This window comes from Actinacidiphila rubida (genome assembly GCF_900110255.1).
GTDB lineage: Bacteria > Actinomycetota > Actinomycetes > Streptomycetales > Streptomycetaceae > Actinacidiphila > Actinacidiphila rubida.
Genome location: NZ_FODD01000020.1, coordinates 81656 through 99820, shown reverse-complemented (window position 1 = coordinate 99820; position 18165 = coordinate 81656). Strand labels below are relative to the sequence as shown.

General features: G+C 71.8%; 14 protein-coding genes. All 14 read right to left on the bottom strand.

Translation table 11 applies throughout. From position 1 onward, the window contains the following. Nucleotides 1-311 precede the first annotated feature (311 nt). The 14 genes from BMW99_RS20790 to lysA all read right to left on the bottom strand — a co-directional run bounded on the left by BMW99_RS20790 (nucleotide 312) and on the right by lysA (nucleotide 18160). Complete coding sequence (locus BMW99_RS20790; protein ID WP_075017307.1) at nucleotides 312-1619, bottom strand: MraY family glycosyltransferase; 1308 nt, start codon at nucleotides 1617-1619, stop codon at nucleotides 312-314. Between the two features lie 222 nt (nucleotides 1620-1841). Next, nucleotides 1842-3176, bottom strand: coding sequence for a serine hydroxymethyltransferase (locus tag BMW99_RS20785; protein WP_079176129.1), 1335 nt, complete (start codon nucleotides 3174-3176; stop codon nucleotides 1842-1844). Between the two features lie 77 nt (nucleotides 3177-3253). After that, a complete protein-coding gene (locus tag BMW99_RS20780) occupies nucleotides 3254-3934 on the bottom strand; it encodes an arsenate reductase/protein-tyrosine-phosphatase family protein (RefSeq protein WP_079138683.1) in 681 nt (226 codons plus the stop codon). Then, nucleotides 3931-4578 (bottom strand): L-threonylcarbamoyladenylate synthase, encoded by a 648-nt coding sequence (locus BMW99_RS20775; protein ID WP_069465206.1) that lies wholly within the window; start codon nucleotides 4576-4578, stop codon nucleotides 3931-3933. Before BMW99_RS20775 ends, BMW99_RS20780 begins: the two co-directional genes overlap by 4 nt. A 37-nt stretch (nucleotides 4579-4615) precedes the next feature. Next, nucleotides 4616-5461, bottom strand: coding sequence for a peptide chain release factor N(5)-glutamine methyltransferase (gene prmC / locus BMW99_RS20770; protein ID WP_069465207.1), 846 nt, complete (start codon nucleotides 5459-5461; stop codon nucleotides 4616-4618). A gap of 17 nt (nucleotides 5462-5478) precedes the next feature. Next, complete coding sequence (gene prfA / locus BMW99_RS20765; RefSeq protein WP_069465208.1) at nucleotides 5479-6558, bottom strand: peptide chain release factor 1; 1080 nt, start codon at nucleotides 6556-6558, stop codon at nucleotides 5479-5481. 97 nt (nucleotides 6559-6655) lie between these two features. Beyond that, a complete protein-coding gene (gene rpmE, locus BMW99_RS20760; RefSeq protein WP_069465604.1) occupies nucleotides 6656-6880 on the bottom strand; it encodes a 50S ribosomal protein L31 in 225 nt (74 codons plus the stop codon). 124 nt (nucleotides 6881-7004) lie between these two features. Beyond that, nucleotides 7005-8105, bottom strand: a complete 1101-nt coding sequence (locus tag BMW99_RS20755; RefSeq protein WP_069465605.1) for an LCP family protein — start codon at nucleotides 8103-8105, stop codon at nucleotides 7005-7007. Between the two features lie 202 nt (nucleotides 8106-8307). Beyond that, nucleotides 8308-10134 (bottom strand): trypsin-like serine protease, encoded by a 1827-nt coding sequence (locus BMW99_RS20750; protein ID WP_069465606.1) that lies wholly within the window; start codon nucleotides 10132-10134, stop codon nucleotides 8308-8310. Nucleotides 10135-10558: 424 nt separating this feature from the next. After that, nucleotides 10559-12532 (bottom strand): transcription termination factor Rho, encoded by a 1974-nt coding sequence (gene rho, locus BMW99_RS20745; RefSeq protein ID WP_245791562.1) that lies wholly within the window; start codon nucleotides 12530-12532, stop codon nucleotides 10559-10561. Between the two features lie 422 nt (nucleotides 12533-12954). Beyond that, nucleotides 12955-13878 (bottom strand): homoserine kinase, encoded by a 924-nt coding sequence (gene thrB / locus BMW99_RS20740; RefSeq protein ID WP_069467159.1) that lies wholly within the window; start codon nucleotides 13876-13878, stop codon nucleotides 12955-12957. A gap of 219 nt (nucleotides 13879-14097) precedes the next feature. Then, nucleotides 14098-15162: a threonine synthase gene (gene thrC / locus BMW99_RS20735; protein ID WP_069467160.1), complete on the bottom strand. Its 1065-nt coding sequence runs from the start codon at nucleotides 15160-15162 to the stop codon at nucleotides 14098-14100. A gap of 43 nt (nucleotides 15163-15205) precedes the next feature. Then, complete coding sequence (locus tag BMW99_RS20730) at nucleotides 15206-16552, bottom strand: homoserine dehydrogenase (RefSeq protein WP_069467158.1); 1347 nt, start codon at nucleotides 16550-16552, stop codon at nucleotides 15206-15208. A gap of 216 nt (nucleotides 16553-16768) precedes the next feature. Then, entirely contained in the window at nucleotides 16769-18160 is a 1392-nt protein-coding gene (lysA, locus tag BMW99_RS20725) for a diaminopimelate decarboxylase (protein ID WP_069467157.1), read from the bottom strand. Nucleotides 18161-18165: the final 5 nt, after the last annotated feature.

Sequence of the window (18165 nt, the reverse complement as noted above, 5' to 3'; positions counted from 1 at the left end):
GGAGCGAGGGTGTGCCTCGCGCCGGTAGACCACTCCTCCGGTCTATCGGCGACTTCCCTGCTTTCGTGAACGGTATCACAAAGTATTTGAGGCGGTCTTTACCATGGAGGTGTGCTGCCTGTCACATGACTGTGACCACGACACGCCGCCCAATTTAGGGCGTTCGGGCGTTTCGCGGACCTTGTTCGGGTGTGAGACATCCGACTCGGCGCACCGGGGGCGGTCAGCCGCGGCAGCGGTCCCGCGGTGTGCGGGGATGTGCCGGGGATGCCGCGCGGATGTGCCGCGGCTGTGCCGGGGATCCGCCCTGCTCAGCGGCGGGTGTCCACCGGGCTGCGGCGTTCCGGCAGGCGCGAGCGGTCGCCGATCGCGGTCGAGCCGTTGAGCGCCGGCCGGTCGGCCGAGCGCATCTCCCGCTCGGCGGCGGCCGCGGCGGCCGCCATCCGGCGGCGACGGCGGCGGTACCGCGGCGGAACGACCGACTCCGCCCAGCGCGGGGCCCGCGGCCGCACGCGCGGCAGCAGCAGCACGACCAGGCCGAGCGCGCTGAGGCCGACGATCACCAGCACGATGCCCAGGCTGGAGGACCGCACCGAGAAGGCCACCGCGGAGAAGGCGATCAGCGCGGCCCAGAAGTACATGATCCACACGGCCCTGGCGTGCGAGTGGCCGATCTCCAGCAGCCGGTGGTGCAGGTGGCCGCGGTCCGCGGCGAACGGCGACTGGCCCTTCCAGGTGCGGCGCACCACCGCGAGCACCAGGTCCGCGGCCGGGATGGCGATCATCGTCATCGGCAGCAGCAGCGGCATGTAGACCGGCACCATGAAGTGGACGGTCTCGCGGGTCGACCCGGTGAACCCGGTGATCGCGTCGGGGTCGACCTGGCCGGTGATGGAGATCGCACCCGAGGACAGCACCAGGCCGATCAGCATCGAGCCCGAGTCCCCCATGAAGATCCGCGCCGGGTGGATGTTGTGCGGCAGGAAGCCGAGGCACATCCCGATGAGGATCGCGCTGAACAGGGTGGCGGGTGCGGCCGCCTCGATGCCGTGGCCGTACCAGATGCGGTACGCGTACATGAAGAACGCGATCGAGGCGATGCAGACCATGCCGGCCGCCAGCCCGTCGAGGCCGTCCACGAAGTTCACCGCGTTGATGGTGATGACGACGAGCGCGACGGTCAGCAGCGTCGACTGGATCGGGGTGAGGGCGACGGTGCCGACGCCCGGCACCGGCAGCCACAGGATGGTGAGGCCCTGCAGGACCATCACGCCGGCGGCGATCATCTGCACGCCGAGCTTGATCAGCGCGTCCACGCCCCACTTGTCGTCGAGCACGCCCAGCAGCCAGATCAGCCCGGCGCCGGACAGCAGCGCGCGCGGCTCGTTGGACAGGGTGAAGACGTCCCCGAGGTTGCTGAGGTGCGCGGCCACCAGCAGGCCGGCGCACAGCCCGCCGAACATGGCGATGCCGCCGAGCCGCGGGGTGGGCTCCTGATGCACGTCGCGGTCGCGGATCGGAGGCATCGCGCCCGCGGCGATGGCGAACTTCCGCACCGGGCCGGTCAGCAGATAGGTCACGGCCGCGGTGACGAAGAGTGTCAGCAGATACTCGCGCACGAGCCGCCTCCGACGGGTGCGAAGGCGCAACGGGCTCGCGCGGACGTCCGGGGGTACCTCACAGCGTCACACCCTAGTGGTGGCCGGGCCGAGACGGCGAACACCTTCCGAGACTCACAGGGAGCGCGGACGGTTGCACCCGCGCCGCGGCGGGAAAGTCCCGGGGTTGGGACCACGGCCGCGCAGGCCGTGGTCCAGGGGTCCGCGGGGCGGGCGGCCGGGTCAGCGGCCGGGGTAGGAACCGGGGTAGGGCGGGAAGCGCCGCACGAGCTCGGCGACGTCCGCACCGGTGTCCCGGTCCTCCCGCAGCGCCCGCCCGATCAGCCCCGCGACCTGCGGAATCTCTCGTTCACCCATCCCCTGGGTGGTGACCGCGGCAGTGCCCAGGCGCACGCCGGTGCAGCCGTCCGCGGGCCGCGGGTCGTAGGGAATGGGGCATTTGTCGATGAGTATCCCGGCCGCCGTGCAGCGTCCCCGGGCGGTCGCCCCGTCGAGGCCGAGCGGGCCGACGCCGGCCGTGACGAGGTGGGTGTCGGTGCCACCGGTGACCACATCGAGACCTTCCGCACACAGCGCCTCCGCAAGCAGCCGCGCGTTCGCGACGACCTGGTGGGCGTAGGCGGAGAAGGCGGGGGTGGCCGCCTCGGCGAAGGCGGCGGCCTTCGCGGCGATGGCGTGCATGTGCGGGCCGCCCTGGGAGAACGGGTAGACCGCCCGGTCCACCCGGTCCGCCAGGTGCTCCCCGCACAGGATCAGGCCGCCGCGCGGTCCGCGCAGCGTCTTGTGGGTGGTGGCGCACACCACGTCGGCGTAGGGCACCGGACTGGGGGCGGCGCCCCCCGCGACCAGGCCCAGGGTGTGCGCGGCGTCGGCGATCAGGTAGGCGCCGACGTCGTCGGCGATCTCCCGGAAGGCCGCGTAGTCCAGGTGCCGCGGGTAGGCGATGGCCCCGCACACGAGGGCCTTGGGGCGGTGCTTGCGGGCCAGGTCGCGCACCTGGTCGTAGTCGATCAGCCCGTCCTGGCCGGTGCCGTAGCCCACGAAGTGGAACCAGCGCCCGGAGAAGTTGGCGCGCGAGCCGTGGGTGAGGTGGCCGCCGTGCGGCAGAGCGGTGGCGAGCACGGTGTCGCCGGGCACCAGCAGCGCCGCGTAGGCGGCGAGCACCGCGGAGGAGCCGGAGTACGGCTGGACGTTGGCGTGCGCCGCCCCGAACAGGGCGGTGGCGCGCTCGACGGCGAGGCGTTCCGCCAGGTCCACCAGCTCGCAGCCGGCGTGGTGGCGGTGGCCGGGATAGCCCTCGGCGTACTTGTTGGCCAGCGGCGAGCCGAGGGCGGCGAGCACGGCGGTGGAGGTGAAGTTCTCCCCCGCCAGCAGTTGCAGGCAGCTGCTCTGCCGGTCCAGCTCGGCCAGCAGCACGCCGGCCAGCTCGGGGTCCTGGCGGCGCAGCGCGGCGAAGTCCGCGGGCATCGGGGTGGCGGCGGACGGGCCGCCGGCTGCGGGCCGTGCGTCGGCCGCCAGGGCTGGCGCGGATGTCAGTGTGATGTCGGCGACCGGCATGGTGCACTCCCTGCGGGAGAGGCGATCTCGCCTCCCACTGTAGGGGCGGGTGCGGGGGGCCGCGCTGCGGATGCGCCCTAAACGGTGGCGGTGACTCCGGTCAGCGCGGTGACGACCGGGTCGAGCGCGGTCTGGATCTCGTCGCCGATGCTGCGGAAGTACCCCACGGGCGCGCCGTAGGGGTCGTGCACCTCGTCCGCGTCGGGGCTGGGGGCCAGCAGCCAGCCGCGCAGCGCGGCGGCGGCCTGCACCAGGGCGCGGGCCCGGGCGGTGACGCCGTCCTCGGGCAGCGTGGCGGTGTCTATCGCCCGCACCAGGCGGGTGAACTCCTTGAGCGTGAAGGTGCGCAGCCCGGCCGCGTGGCCCATGGAGATGACCTGGGCCCGGTGGTCGCGGGTGGCGGTGAGCACCAGGTCGGCGTCGATGACGTGGTCGTCGAGCAGTTCCCGTCCGACGAAGCCGGACGGGTCGGCGCCGAACTCGGTGAGGACCGCCGCGGCGTGCGCCTCCATCGGCGCCCCCTCGTGGCCCCAGGTGCCCGCCGACTCCACGATGATGCCCGACCCGGCGGCCCCCACCCGCTGGGCCAGGCCGTGCTTCATCAGCCGCTCGGCCATCGGCGAGCGGCACACGTTCCCCGTGCAGACGTGGAGCACCCGGAATACGTCGCGCGAGCCCAGCCCTGCCGGGCCCCCGCCCGGTGCCGGGACGGTCGGTGCGCCTTCGTACCCCCGTATGCCACGCCCATCGGGCGTCAACTGCGCTCCTGCAAGTCGGGTACGACCTTGCGCAGCTCCTCCGCGCTGATCGCCCCGGCCCGCAGCAGCACCGGCACCGTGCCCGTGACGTCCACGATGGACGAGGGCACGGCGGCCGGCGTGGCACCGCCGTCGAGATAGATGGCCACCGAGTCGCCGAGCATCTCCTGGGCGCTGTCGCAGTCCTGCGGCGACGGGTGCCCGGTGAGGTTCGCGCTGGAGACGGCCATCGGCCCGGTGGCGGTGAGCAGTTCGATGGCGACCGGGTGCAGCGGCATCCGGACCGCGACGGTGCCGCGGGTGTCGCCGAGGTCCCAGTTGAGGGACGGCTGGTGCTTGGTGACCAGCGTCAGGGCGCCGGGCCAGAAGGCGTCGACGAGCTCCCACGCCTGCTCGGAGAAGTCGGTGACGATGCCGTGCAAGGTGTTCGGGGAGCCGACCAGCACCGGCGAGGGCATGTTGCGGCCGCGCCCCTTGGCCTCCAGCAGGTCGCCGACCGCGTCCTTGTCGAAGGCGTCCGCACCGATGCCGTAGACGGTGTCGGTGGGCAGCACGACGAGTTCGCCGCGCTTGATCGCCGAGGTGGCCTCGCGCAGGCCGGTGATCCGGTCGGTCGCGTCGGAGCAGTCGTATCGCCGTGCCATTAGCTGACCTCCTGAAGCTGCTGAGCTGGTGCCGTGGTCACGGCGTCGCCTTGCGGGCGGTGGTGAAGCGCGGCCGGTTGTTGAGATCGGGATGGTCGGCCGCGTCCGCCCAGCCCGCGTCCTCCTTGAAGATCCACGGCACCTGGCCGCCCTGGGAGTCGGCGTGCTCGATCACGACGACGCCGCCGGGACGCAGCAGCCGGTGCGCGGTGCGCTCGATGCCGCGGATGGTGTCCAGTCCGTCCTCGCCGGAGAACAGGGCGAGTTCGGGGTCGTGGTCGCGGGCCTCGGGCGCAACGTACTCCCACTCGCCGAGCGGGATGTAGGGCGGGTTGGAGATGACGAGGTCCACCTGGCCGTTGAGGTCGGGGAACGCGGTCAGCGCGTCGCCGTGCCGCAGGTCCACCTTGCTGCCGGCGGTGTTCTTGCGCGCCCACTCCAGGGCCTGCTCGGACAGTTCGACCGCGTGCACCCGTGACCTGGGCACCTCCTGGGCCAGCGCGAGCGCGATGGCGCCGGAGCCGGTGCACAGGTCGACGATCTGCGGCTCGGCGACGTCCATCGCGCGCACCGCGTCTATGGCCCAGCCGACCACCGACTCGGTCTCCGGGCGGGGCACGAACACCCCTGGCCCGACCTGGAGTTCGAGGTAGCGGAAGAAGGCCCGGCCGGTGATGTGCTGGAGCGGCTCGCGCGCCTCGCGGCGCGCGACGGCCTCCCAGTAGCGGGCGTCGAACTCCGCGTCGGCCACGGTGTGCAGCTCGCCGCGCTTGACGCCGTGGATGAAGGCCGCGAGCTCCTCGGCGTCGAACCGGGGCGACGGCACGCCGGCGTCGGCGAGCCGCTGGGCGGCCTGGGCCACCTCGGCGAGCAGCAGGTTCACGTGCGCGTCCTCCCCGTTCAGGCCGCGTCGCCCGCGGCGGCCAGCTTGGCCGCGGAGTCGGCGTCGACGGCCGCCTGGATCAGGGCGTCCAGGTCGCCGTCGAGCACCTGGTCCAGGTTGTAGGCCTTGAAGCCGACACGGTGGTCGGAGATGCGGTTCTCCGGGAAGTTGTAGGTGCGGATCCGCTCGGAGCGGTCGACGGTGCGGACCTGGCTGCGCCGGGCGTCGGACGCCTCGCGCTCGGCCTCCTCCTGGGCGGCGGCGAGCAGCCGGGAGCGCAGGATGCGCATCGCCGACTCCTTGTTCTGCAGCTGGCTCTTCTCGTTCTGGCAGGAGACCACCAGGCCGGAGGGCAGGTGCGTGATGCGGACCGCGGAGTCGGTGGTGTTGACCGACTGGCCGCCGGGGCCGGACGAGCGGTAGACGTCGATCCGCAGGTCGTTGGGGCCGATCTCGACCTCGACCTCCTCGGCCTCCGGCGTGACGAGCACGCCGGCCGCGGAGGTGTGGATGCGGCCCTGCGACTCGGTGGCCGGCACGCGCTGCACACGGTGCACGCCGCCCTCGTACTTCAGGCGCGCCCAGACGCCCTGGCCGGCCTCGTGGCTCGCCTTGGCCTTCACGGCGACCTGGACGTCCTTGTAGCCGCCGAGGTCGGACTCGTTGGCGTCGAGGATCTCGGTCTTCCAGCCGACCCGCTCGGCGTAGCGCAGGTACATCCGCAGCAGGTCGCCGGCGAACAGCGCGGACTCCTCGCCGCCCTCGCCCGCCTTGACCTCCAGGATGACGTCCTTGTCGTCGCTGGGGTCGCGCGGGACCAGCAGCAGCCGCAGCCTGTCGGTCAGCTCCTCGCGCTGCCTCTCCAGGTCCTTGACCTCGGCGGCGAAGTCCGGGTCGTCGGCCGCGAGCTCGCGGGCGGTGTCGATGTCGTCGCCGGCCCGCCGCCAGGAGCGGTAGGTGGTGACGATGGGGGTCAGCTCCGCGTAGCGCTTGTTGAGCTTGCGTGCGTTGGCCTGGTCCGCGTGCACCGCGGGGTCGGCAAGCTGCTTCTCAAGACCGGCGTGCTCGCCGATCAGGTCCTCGACCGCCTCGAACATCATGGATCCCTGGAGTGAAAGAAGAAGAAGTGTGCGGGACGACAAAGCGCCGGTCCGGCCGCCCTGGGGGCGGCCGTGGACCGGCGCTCGCGGGTCGCTACTTCTTGGCGGACCCGGCGGCCTTGCCGAAGCGGGCCTCGAAGCGGGCGACGCGACCGCCGGTGTCGAGGATCTTCTGCTTGCCCGTGTAGAACGGGTGGCACTCGGAGCACACGTCGGCGCGGATCTGGCCGCTCGACTCGGTGCTGCGGGTGGTGAACGACGCGCCACAGGTGCAGGTGACCTGGGTCTCGACGTACTCGGGGTGGATGTCGCGCTTCAAGGGATTCTCCTAGGTTCGGGAGGGCACCGGGTCGCACGCGCGGAATTGCGGGTGCGTGAACCGGGACCAGCGGACCAGTCTGCCAGTACTGACCGCATCTCCCAAAACCAGGGGCCGGGCCGGTTCATTCCCGGGCGCTGACGACCTTGCGCGCCTTGACCTCGTTGGCCACCGAACCCTTGGTGGCGGCCGGCGGAATGGGCTTGTCGGCGCGCAGCGCGGACCACACCATCGCCGCCTTGGCGGGGATCGGGACGACCCGGTTGCGGTCGGCCGCGAACTGCACCGGCAGCGTCACCATGTGCACCTGCGAGGCCTTCAGGTGCTGCATGCTCTGCCCCAGGCCCATGAGCTTGTTGACCGAGCCGAGCCCGGTGTCGGTCGTGACGGCCCTGGTGGCGGTGTCGGCGACCGAGAAGAGCTTGCCGGGGCTGGTGGACAGCCCGATGCCGGACATACGGTCCACCAGGGCGCGCATGAACGCCTGCTGCAGCTGGATGCGGCCCAGGTCGCTGCCGTCGGCTATCGCGTGCCGGGTGCGTACCAGGCCGAGCGCCTGGTCGCCGTCCAGGGTGTGGCTGCCGGCCGGCAGGTCCAGGTGGCTCTTGGGGTCGTTGATGGCCTGCCTCGTGGTCAGCGGGACCCCGCCGAGGGCGTTGACCAGGTTCTTGAACCCGGTGAAGTCGACCTCGATGTAGTGGTCCATGCGCAGCCCGGTCAGCTGCTCGACGGTCTTGACGGCGCACACCGGCCCACCGACGTCGTAGGCGCTGTTGAACATCACCTGGGAGGCCGCGGGCGCCGTACCGCTCTTCGCGGTCCGGCAGGCCGGGCGGTCGACGAGGGTGTCGCGCGGGATGCTGACCACGCTCGCCGAGCGGTGGCCGGCGGCGAGGTGCACGATCATCGCGGTGTCCGATCGCGCTCCGCTGTTGTGCCCGTACACCTTGTTGGGTCCCGACCGGGAGTCGGAGCCGAGGACCAGGATGTCCATGGCCCCGTTGCCCAGCGGGGCGGGGCGGTGGCCGCCGAGGGCGCGGTTGATGTCGACGCTGTGGATGTTGCCGTTCAGCCGCTCGTACAGGTACGCGGCTCCGCCGGCGCCCACGAGCACCAGGCCCGCCGTCACCCAGGCCACGATCTTCAGGCCGCGCCGGCGGCGCCTGCGGGCGTCCCCGGCCCCGCTGGGGCTGGAGCCGGTCCGCGGCAGCTGATCGTCGACCATGGGCGGCACCTCCGGCGTAGGTCCGTTTTGTCGGACTCTCCATCGTGCGCCCGGGGTGCGGGTTCCGGCATCCGGGGGACCATCCGGGTGATACGACAGGACTCCCGCACACCCCCTGAACAGGGGATATGCGGGAGTCCCGGGTGAAAACCCGCTCAGTGACCGGACCTGCGGTCGCGGTCACTGAGCGTGTTCACGGTGATCAGCCGAACAGGTTGTAGATGTTCCAGCCCGCGCCGATCAGGACCCGTGCCGCGTACGGCGCGGTGGACGAGCCGGTGCCCTTGTAGAGCCACAGCTTGCCCGCCGTGTCGCGCGCGAGGAGGTCCGCCTTGCCGTCACCGGTCATGTCGCCGGTGGAGGCGAAGGCGTTGTACGTGTTCCAGCCGGCACCGATCTTGACGCGGGCCGCCCAGGGCGCGGACGCGACGCCCGTGCCCTTGTACAGCCACATCGCACCGGTGCTGTCGCGGGTCACCAGGTCGGCCTTGCCGTCGTCGGTGAGGTCGCCCTTGCCGTAGATGACGGAGCCGTAGATGCCCCAGCCCGAGCCGACCTTGATCCGGGTACCGAACTTGCCGGTGCCCGTGCCCGGGTAGACGTACGCCACGCCGGAGCTGTCGGTCGCGAAGAGGTCGGACTTGCCGTCACCGGTGATGTCACCGGGCAGCGTGATCGACTTCATCGCGTTCCAGCCGGCGCCGATGTCCGTGGCCGAACCGTCCATGCCGTTGAGGAAGCGCAGGTGGCCGGACGTGTCCCGGACCACCAGGTCCCCAACCCAGTCGCCGTTCAGGTCGGCCTGCCGCACCAGGTTGAAGGTGCTCCAACTCGGGCCGACGTCAAGGCGGGTGGCGAAGCTGCTGCCCTTGGACTGGTACATGTAGCCCTCGCCGGCCGGCGTCCGGGCGAACAGGTCCGCCAGGGTGTCGCCGGAGTTGGCGCCGAGCAGGCTCGCGTCGTCCATGCGCTGGTTGATCGCGCCCGCGTACGTGCTCACCTTGGTGAACACGCTGTGGGCACCGGACTCGACGCAGTCCTCGACACCCCACGACACGATGCCGATGATCTTGCCGCTCTCCACGAGCGGACCGCCGGAGTCGCCGTTGCACGGCGTGACGGTGCCCGTGTCGGTGCCGCTGGCGGGCGAGCCGCCGCAGACCATGTGACCCGGCACGAACTCGGTACCGGCCCACTGGGTGCAGGTGGCGTCCGAGTTGAGGGGGATCGGCGCGGTCTTCAGCGTCTGCGACGGGTCCTGGGTGGTGGACGACGTGCGTCCCCAGCCGTAGACCGTCGCCGTCTTGCCGGCCGCGTACGACGCCGTGTCGGTGCTGCTGGTGATCGGCAGCGCCTTGGCGGTCGACGCGATCGGGTAGCCGGGGTCCACCGTGAGCAGCGCGGCGTCGTTGTCGATCGTCGTAGCGTTGAACGACGGGTGGTTCCACTGCGTGCTCAGGTCGCTGACCGTGCCACCGTGGAAGTCGGTGTTGCCAGCCGCGTCCGTGGTGGGCTGCTGGTCGGTGCCGGTGATGATGGCGCCGTTGTCGTACCAGTCGTAACCCTTGACGCAGTGGGCCGCAGTGAGGATCTTCGTCGGGCTGACGACGGTGCCGCCGCAGAAGAAGCCCACGTCGTCGGACGTGGACGCGGTGCCCTTGTCGTCGTAGTAGAAGAGCTGCACCATCCACGGCGCCTGGGAGAACGTCGTGGTGGTGCCGCCGATGATGTACGGGGTGGCCTTGGGGCCGGTGGTGCTGCTGCCGGTGGTGGTGCTTCCGGCGAGCGAGGAGCGCGACACGGTGCGGGCCGCGGTGCGGACCGCTCCGGCGATGCGGGACTTCAACTCGGCCGGGCTCGCGGCACTGTGGGTCGCGGCCGCGTTGAACGCGTGCGGCAGCGGGGTGCCGTCGGCGTGGGCGGACGGGGCCGTGAGGAACAGGCCCGCCGTGCCGACGGCAAGGGCGGCAACCGGAAGCGCCTTGAGGCTGCGCCGTCCGGGCTTGACGCCCTGGTGGGCAGAGGACACTCAGATCTCCTGATGTTCGGATGTCGTGCCGCGGGCGCGTGGGACACGGCGCGGCGGCACCGGAAACGTGCACGCAGGAGTGAGTGGAAGGCGCAGAAAAAAACGGACCCGTCCGGGCGCGGGCGGGCCGTTGGGCCGCCGGCGCGGGACCGGGTCCGAAGATGGACTCCCCCCCACCTGCGGCTGGCCGATCATATGACCGCCGTACGGGTTCACACCAGCCGCACAGAATCGGTCCGTCACATGATTCGGTAAAGAAACGTCGAGCGAAACCTTCGGCGGAACTCTGCGGGACGTCAACAGACGGTCGACGGCAGGTCAACGAAAAAAGCCCTGCCCGCCGGGCGGGCCGGCGGGCAGGGCATCAGCAAGGGAAGAAGATCCGGTACTCCCCCAACTGCCGGGCGGGCGCCCGGCGGTGGGGTCAGTCGTTGTTGCCCGGGGTGGTCTTCGCGATCTGCATCAGGAACTCGGCGTTGGACTTGGTCTGCTTCATCTTGTCCAGCAGCAGCTCGATCGCCTGCTGCTGGTCCAGGGCGTGCAGCACCCGGCGCAGCTTCCAGACGATGCCCAGCTCCTCGCCGCCCAGCAGGATCTCCTCCTTGCGGGTGCCGGACGCGTCCACGTCCACCGCGGGGAAGATGCGCTTGTCGGCAAGCTTGCGGTCGAGCTTGAGCTCCATGTTGCCGGTGCCCTTGAACTCCTCGAAGATCACCTCGTCCATCCGCGAACCGGTCTCGACCAGCGCGGTGGCCAGGATGGTCAGCGAGCCGCCGTCCTCGATGTTGCGCGCGGCACCGAAGAAGCGCTTCGGCGGGTAGAGCGCGGTCGAGTCGACACCACCGGACAGGATGCGGCCGGAGGCGGGCGCCGCGAGGTTGTACGCGCGGCCCAGGCGGGTGATGGAGTCGAGCAGCACGACCACGTCGTGGCCCAGCTCCACCAGGCGCTTGGCGCGCTCGATGGCCAGCTCGGCGACCGTGGTGTGGTCCTCGGCCGGGCGGTCGAAGGTCGAGGAGATGACCTCGCCCTTCACCGACCGCTGCATGTCGGTGACCTCTTCGGGCCGCTCGTCGACGAGCACGACCATCAGGTGGCACTCGGGGTTGTTGGTGGTGATCGCGTTGGCGATCGCCTGCATGATCATGGTCTTGCCGGTCTTCGGCGGGGCCACGATCAGACCGCGCTGGCCCTTGCCGATCGGCGACACCAGGTCGATGATCCGCGTGGTCAGCACGCCCGGGTCGGACTCCAGGCGCAGGCGGTCCTGCGGGTACAGCGGGGTGAGCTTGTTGAACTCCGGGCGGCCGCGGCCGGAGTCGGCGGCCATGCCGTTCGCGGAGTCCAGGCGCACCAGCGCGTTGAACTTCTCGCGGCGCTCGCCGTCCTTGGGCTGCCGCACCGCGCCGGTGACGTGGTCGCCCTTGCGCAGGCCGTTCTTGCGGACCTGGGCGAGCGAGACGTACACGTCGTTCGGGCCCGGCAGGTAGCCGGAGGTGCGGATGAACGCGTAGTTGTCGAGGATGTCGAGGATGCCGGCGACGGGGATCAGCACGTCGTCGTCGGCGACCTGCGGCTCGCTGCCGCCGAAGTCCTCGCGGCCCCGGCCGCGGCCCCGGCGGTCGCGGTAGCGGCCGCGGCGCCGGCCCCGGCCATCGCCGAACTCGTCGTCGTCCTGCTGGCCGCCGCCACCCTGCTGGTTCTGGCCGCCGCCCTGGCCCTGCTGTCCCTGCTGGCCGCCGCGCTGGCGGTCCTGCCGGTCCTGGCGGTCCTGGCGGTCGTCGCCGTCCCGGTTGCGGCGGTCGCGCTGCCGCTCGCGGCGGTCGCCGCGCTGGCCGCGCTGGCGGTCCTGGCGGTCGTCGCCGCCCTGCTTGCCGTCGCCCTTGCCCTCGGCGGTGTCGGCGGCGGCCTCGGCGGCGCGCTCCGCGCGGCCGCCGGCCTGCTCGGCCGTCTTCGCCTCGCCCTTCGGCGCGGACTTCTCGCCCTTGTCACCGGCCGGCTGGCCGGGGATCTCGATCTGCTGGTCGCTCGTCGCGGTGGCCGAGCCACCCGCGGCCGCGGCGCTGCCCTCGTCGGACTGCTCGACGCGCGTCCGGGAAGTGGCGCGGCGCTTGGGCTTCTCGGCCGCGGGAGCCTCGGCCTGCGGGGCGGCGCCGCCGCCGGCCTGACGCTCCTTGATGGTCTCGATCAGCTGGCTCTTGCGCATCCGCGCCGTGCCCTTGATCCCGAGGCCGGAGGCGAGCTGCTGGAGCTCGGCCAGGACCATGCCGTCAAGACCGGTACCGGACCGGCGTCGCCGTGCGGCGCTGGGCGCAGCACCGGAGGCAGGCGCAGCGGCTTCGGACGCGGCGACAGTGTTGTCTGCGCGCACGCCCATCAGATCGGTGGTGTCGCTCACGAAGGGTCCTTCCCTGGAGCGGACGTCGGCCTGAATGGCTCGGCGACCGGTCGTGCTGTCCGGGTCTGGGCGTTTCCGCTGTTCAGATCCGGGGCGGTGGTCCGCCAGATGGCGGCAGAAATACATACGTGCTCTCGGTACGGAGATGGCCCCCGGAACTCCTACCGACTCCGGAGCTGGAACTCGTACCGAATCCGGAGCGTGCTCGACACTGCGAAGGCAGGCTGTCCGACTCCCCAGTCAGGCTGCCTATGCGGTGTGGGAGGCTCCCGGAAGATGTGTCGTCCGCTGCCTCATTCGGCATCCTCATTCAGCAGAGGCGGGGACACAGCGCATCGCGCCCATTGGGCGGCGAATGCTGGCTTGAGATTAACACTACCGGATCCCACACATATTCCCCCTCTCCTCGACCGGCAATCGTGTCACTGCCCCCCGACGAGCGGCAGGACACTGGCCCCGGTCGGGTCGAGCGCCAGACGATGGGCGGCCCAGCCCTCGCCCCCGAGCCGGGAGACCTTGTCCGCGTCCCCCTCGTCGCACAGCGCGAGCACCGTCGGCCCGGCGCCGGACACGACAGCGGGGACGCCCTCGGCGCGCAGACGGTTCACCAGGGCGATGGTCTCGGGCATGGCGGGCGCCCGGTAGTCCTGGTGCAACCGGTCCTCGGTGGCGGGCAGCAGCAGCTCGGGGCGCCTGGTGAGCGCCTCGACGAGCAGCGCGGCCCGGCCGGCGTTGGCCGCCGCGTCGACGTGCGGGACGCTGCGCGGCAGCATGCCGCGCGCGGTCTCGGTGAGCAGCGGGGCGGCGGGCACGAAGACCACCGGAATCAGTGAAGCGGCAGGGTCCATGCGGACCGCCCGGGCGGCACCGCCCTCTGTCCAGGCTACGGTGAATCCGCCGAGCAGGCAGGCCGCGACGTTGTCGGGGTGGCCCTCGATCTCGGTGGCCAGCTCCAGCAGCGCGGTGTCGTCGAGAACGGCGGGCCCGCCTATCGTCACGGCGCGGGCGGCGATGATGCCGGCGCAGATCGCCGCGGAGGAGGAGCCGAGGCCGCGCCCGTGCGGGATGCGGTTGGCGCACACCACCTCGAGGCCGCGCGGCTGCCCGCCGAGCAGGTCGAACGCGGTCCGCAGGGACCGCACGACCAGGTGCTTCTCGTCGCGGGGCAGCGTGTCGGCGCTCTCACCCGCGATGTCGACGTGCAGGCCCGAGTCGGCGACACGGACGACCACGTCGTCGTACAGCCCCAAGGCCAGGCCGAAGGCGTCGAAACCGGGGCCCAGGTTGGCGCTGGTCGCGGGGACGCGCACCCGTACTGCGGCGGCGCGGAACGCGGGACCGGCCATCGTTCGACGAATCTCCTTGTGCGGTGCGCCCTGCGGGCGCGGCTCCATTGCCGGCGCGGCTGGGCAGGAATGGCGGTTTGGCATCCGCCGGATGCGGGGCACTCTGCGGTGCCACCGGGGTAAGCCTATCGAAGGAAGGTTCCCCTGCGACATAGGGCGCACGCACCGCGCGTGATGCGTGTCGTCAGCGGTGCGTGCGCCCCCACCGGAAAACCGGCGTCAGCGCAGGCCGAGGCGGTCGGCGGCGGCGTCCGCGTCGACCGGGACCGTGGTCGGCTGCGGGGCTCCGGCCACCGCCCAGTCGGGGTCCTTCAGCCCGTTGCCGGTGACCGTGCAGACGATCCGCTGGCCGGCGTCGACGCGGCCCTCCTCGGCGGCCTTGAGCAGTCCGGCCACCGACGCGGCCGACGCGGGCTCGACGAAGACGCCCTCCCTGGCGGCCAGCAGCCGGTAGGCGGACAGGATCTGACGGTCCGTCACGGCCTCGATGAGGCCGCCGGAGTCGTCCCGGGCCTCCTCGGCGAACGTCCAGGACGCGGGGTTGCCGATCCGGATCGCCGTGGCGATGGTCTGCGGCTGGCGCACCGGCGCCCCGTTGACGATCGGCGCGGACCCGGACGCCTGGAAGCCCCACATCCGCGGCTTGCGGGTGGAGACCCCGTCGGCCGCGTACTCCCGGTACCCCTTCCAGTACGCGGTGATGTTGCCCGCGTTGCCGACCGGCAGGACGTGGATGTCCGGGGCGTCGCCGAGCGCGTCCACGATCTCGAACGCGGCGGTCTTCTGCCCCTCGATGCGCACCGGGTTGACCGAATTGACCAGCGCCACCGGGTACTTCTCGCTCAGCCCGCGCGCCAGGTCGAGGCAGTCGTCGAAGTTCCCGTCGACCTGCAGGATGCGGCTGCCGTGCACGAGCGCCTGGCCCATCTTGCCCAGCGCGATCTTGCCCTGCGGCACGAGCACCGCGCACACCATTCCGGCGCGCACCGCGTACGCGGCGGCCGACGCGGAGGTGTTGCCGGTGGACGCGCAGATGACGGCCTTCGCGCCGTCCTCCTTGGCGCGCGAGATGGCCATCGTCATACCGCGGTCCTTGAAGGACCCGGTCGGGTTGGCGCCCTCGACCTTCAGGTAGACGTCGCAGCCCGTCCGCTCCGACAGCAGCTGGGCCGGGACGAGCGGGGTGCCACCCTCCAGCAGCGTGACCACCGGGGTGCTCGCGGTGACCGGCAGCCGGTCCCGGTACTCCTCGATGATGCCGCGCCACTGGTGGGTGCCGGACATTCGCGGTCGTTCGATGGTTCCGTCGGTGGTGCTCATGGCGGCCTTACTCCCCTTCCACACGCATGATGCTGGCGACTCCGCGCACGGTGTCGAGCTTCCTCAGGCTGGAGACCGTCGCGGAGAGCGCGGCGTCCGACGCGCGGTGGGTGACGACGACGAGGGACGCCTCGCCCGCCCGTCGCCCACCGGCACCCTGCTCGACGGCGACCTCGTCGCCGCTGCCCTGATTCTTGCCTTGCTGACGCACCGTGTCGATCGACACGTCGTGCTCGGCGAACACCATGGCGACCTGAGCCAGGACGCCCGGTTTGTCCGCCACGTCAAGGCTGATGTGGTAGCGGGTGACCACATCGCCCATCGGGCTGACCGGCAGTTGCGTGTAGGCGGACTCGCCGGCACCGGTGGTCGCCGCGAGCTTGTTGCGGCAGGCGGCCACCAGGTCGCCGAGGACGGCGGAGGCGGTGGGTGCGCCGCCCGCGCCGGGACCGTAGAACATCAGCCGCCCGGCCGCCTCCGCTTCCACGAAGACGGCGTTGTAGGCCTCGCGGACGGAGGCCAGCGGGTGGCTGAGCGGGATCATCGCGGGGTGCACCCGGGCCGTGACCGAGCGGCCGTCGGCGCTGCGCTCGCAGATCGCGAGCATCTTCACGGTGCAGCCCATCTTCTTCGCCGACGCGATGTCCGCGGCCGTCACCTCGGTGAGGCCCTCGCGGTGCACGTCGTCGATGGTGACACGGGTGTGGAAGGCGATACCGGCCAGGATCGCGGCCTTGGCGGCCGCGTCGAAGCCCTCCACGTCGGCCGTCGGGTCGGCCTCGGCGTAGCCGAGCGCGGTGGCCTCGTCCAGCGCCTCGCTGTAGCCGGCGCCGGTGGACTCCATCTTGTCGAGGATGAAGTTGGTGGTGCCGTTGACGATGCCGAGCACCCGGTTGACCTTGTCGCCCGCCAGCGACTCGCGCAGCGGCCTGATCAGCGGGATCGCACCGGCGACCGCGGCCTCGTAGTACAGGTCGACGCCGTGCTCCGCGGCCTTGGCGTGCAGGCTCGCCCCGTCGGCGGCCAGCAGCGCCTTGTTCGCCGAGACGACCGACGCGCCGTGCTCGAACGCGGTGGTGATCAGCGTCCGGACCGGCTCGATCCCGCCGATGACCTCGACGACCACGTCGAGGTCGCCGCGTTTGACCAGCGCCGTCGCGTCCGTGGTCAGCAGTTCGGCGGGCACGCCCTCGCGCACCTTGTGGGGCCGCCGCACGGCGATCCCGGCGAGCTCGATCGGCGCGCCGATCCGCGCGGCGAGGTCGTCGGCCTGCGTCGTGAGGATGCGCGTGACCTCGGAGCCGACCACACCGCAGCCCAGCAGCGCCACCTTCAGCGGACGCGTACGCATCATCCGACCTCGTTTCTCGTCCTGCATCGACTTCTGTGCGCGCGGGCGGAGTCCCCGGGGCCCAGGGGCCGGGCCCGGTCCTCACGCGGGGAGCCCACCGCGCGGAGGTCACCAGTCTCACGCACCGGACGGGAGAAGCCACTCCCTGTCCGGATCGCGAGACCGGCTGATCACCGGACGATATGGCGTCCGCCCGGCGATCTTGCCGTGTATTTTCGGTCAGCCCACGTCCAGGCGGAGCAGATCGTCCTCCGTCTCCCGCCGCACGATCACCCGCGCGTCCCCGTCCGCGACCGCGACCACCGGCGGACGCAGCGCGTGGTTGTAGTTGCTCGCCATGGCCCGGCAGTACGCGCCGGTGGCCGGCACGGCCACCAGGTCGCCGGGGGCCAGGTCGGACGGCAGGAACGCGTCCTTGACCACGATGTCGCCGCTCTCGCAGTGCTTGCCCACCACCCGGCTGAGCATCGGCGGCGCGTCGCTCGTACGGGACACCAGCGCGACGGTGTACTCCGCGTCGTACAGCGCGGTGCGGATGTTGTCCGACATGCCGCCGTCCACGCTCACGTAGGTGCGCAGCCCCTCCAGCGGCTTGACCGTGCCGACCTCGTAGAGCGTGAACGCGGTCGGGCCGACGATCGCCCGGCCCGGCTCCACGGACAGCCGCGGCACCCGCAGGTCCGCCGCCTCGCACTCGCGGGTGACGATCTCGTTCAGCGCCTTGGCGATGTCCTGCGGCTCGCGCGGGTCGTCCTCGGAGGTGTAGGCGATGCCCAGGCCGCCGCCCAGGTCGATCTCCGGCAGCTCGACGCCGTGCTCGTCGCGGACGTCCGCGAGCAGCGACACGACACGGCGCGCGGCCACCTCGAAGCCGGCCATGTCGAAGATCTGCGAGCCGATGTGGCTGTGGATGCCGACCAGTTCGAGACTGTCCAGCCGCAGCACCCGGCGCACCGCCTCGGCCGCCATGCCGTCGGCGAGCGCCAGGCCGAACTTCTGGTCCTCGTGCGCGGTCGCGATGAACTCGTGGGTGTGCGCCTCGACGCCGACCGTCACCCGGATCTGCACCCGCTGCCGCACGCCGTGCTCCTGCGCGACGGCCGCCACCCGCACGATCTCCTGGTACGAGTCCAGCACGATCCGGCCGACACCCGCGGTCACCGCGCGCTCGATCTCCGCGGTGCTCTTGTTGTTGCCGTGCAGCGCGATCCGCTCGGCGGGCATCCCGGCGTCCAGCGCCACCGCCAGCTCCGTGCCCGAGCAGACGTCGAGGTTCAGCCCCTCCTCGGTCAGCCAGCGGACCACGGCCCGCGACAGGAACGCCTTGCCGGCGTAGAAGACGTCGGCGTCCTGCCCGAACGCGGACCGCCAGGCGCGGCAGCGGGCCCGGAAGTCCGCCTCGTCCAGGAAGTAGGCGGGCGTGCCGAACTCCTCGGCGAGCGCCCGGACATCGAGCCCGCCGACCTCGGCGGCGCCGTCGTCGTTGCGGGTGACGGTCCGCGACCAGACGCGCGGGTCGAGGCGGTTGAGGTCGCTCGGCGGCGCCTGGTAGTGGCCCTCGGGGAGGACGTCGGCGTGGCGGGGACCTGCGGGGTGTGCGGAGCGGCTCACGTCTC

What these genes read in the sequence shown, in the direction of transcription:
- BMW99_RS20730 (WP_069467158.1), bottom strand. Translation starts at nt 16,552, where the DNA reads ATGATGCGTACGCGTCCGCTGAAGGTGGCGCTGCTGGGCTGCGGTGTG.
- thrB (WP_069467159.1), bottom strand. Translation starts at nt 13,878, where the DNA reads ATGGCCGGTCCCGCGTTCCGCGCCGCCGCAGTACGGGTGCGCGTCCCC.
- BMW99_RS20775 (WP_069465206.1), bottom strand. Translation starts at nt 4,578, where the DNA reads ATGGCACGGCGATACGACTGCTCCGACGCGACCGACCGGATCACCGGC.
- BMW99_RS20785 (WP_079176129.1), bottom strand. Translation starts at nt 3,176, where the DNA reads ATGCCGGTCGCCGACATCACACTGACATCCGCGCCAGCCCTGGCGGCC.
- BMW99_RS20755 (WP_069465605.1), bottom strand. Translation starts at nt 8,105, where the DNA reads ATGGTCGACGATCAGCTGCCGCGGACCGGCTCCAGCCCCAGCGGGGCC.
- thrC (WP_069467160.1), bottom strand. Translation starts at nt 15,162, where the DNA reads ATGTCCGGCACCCACCAGTGGCGCGGCATCATCGAGGAGTACCGGGAC.
- prfA (WP_069465208.1), bottom strand. Translation starts at nt 6,558, where the DNA reads ATGTTCGAGGCGGTCGAGGACCTGATCGGCGAGCACGCCGGTCTTGAG.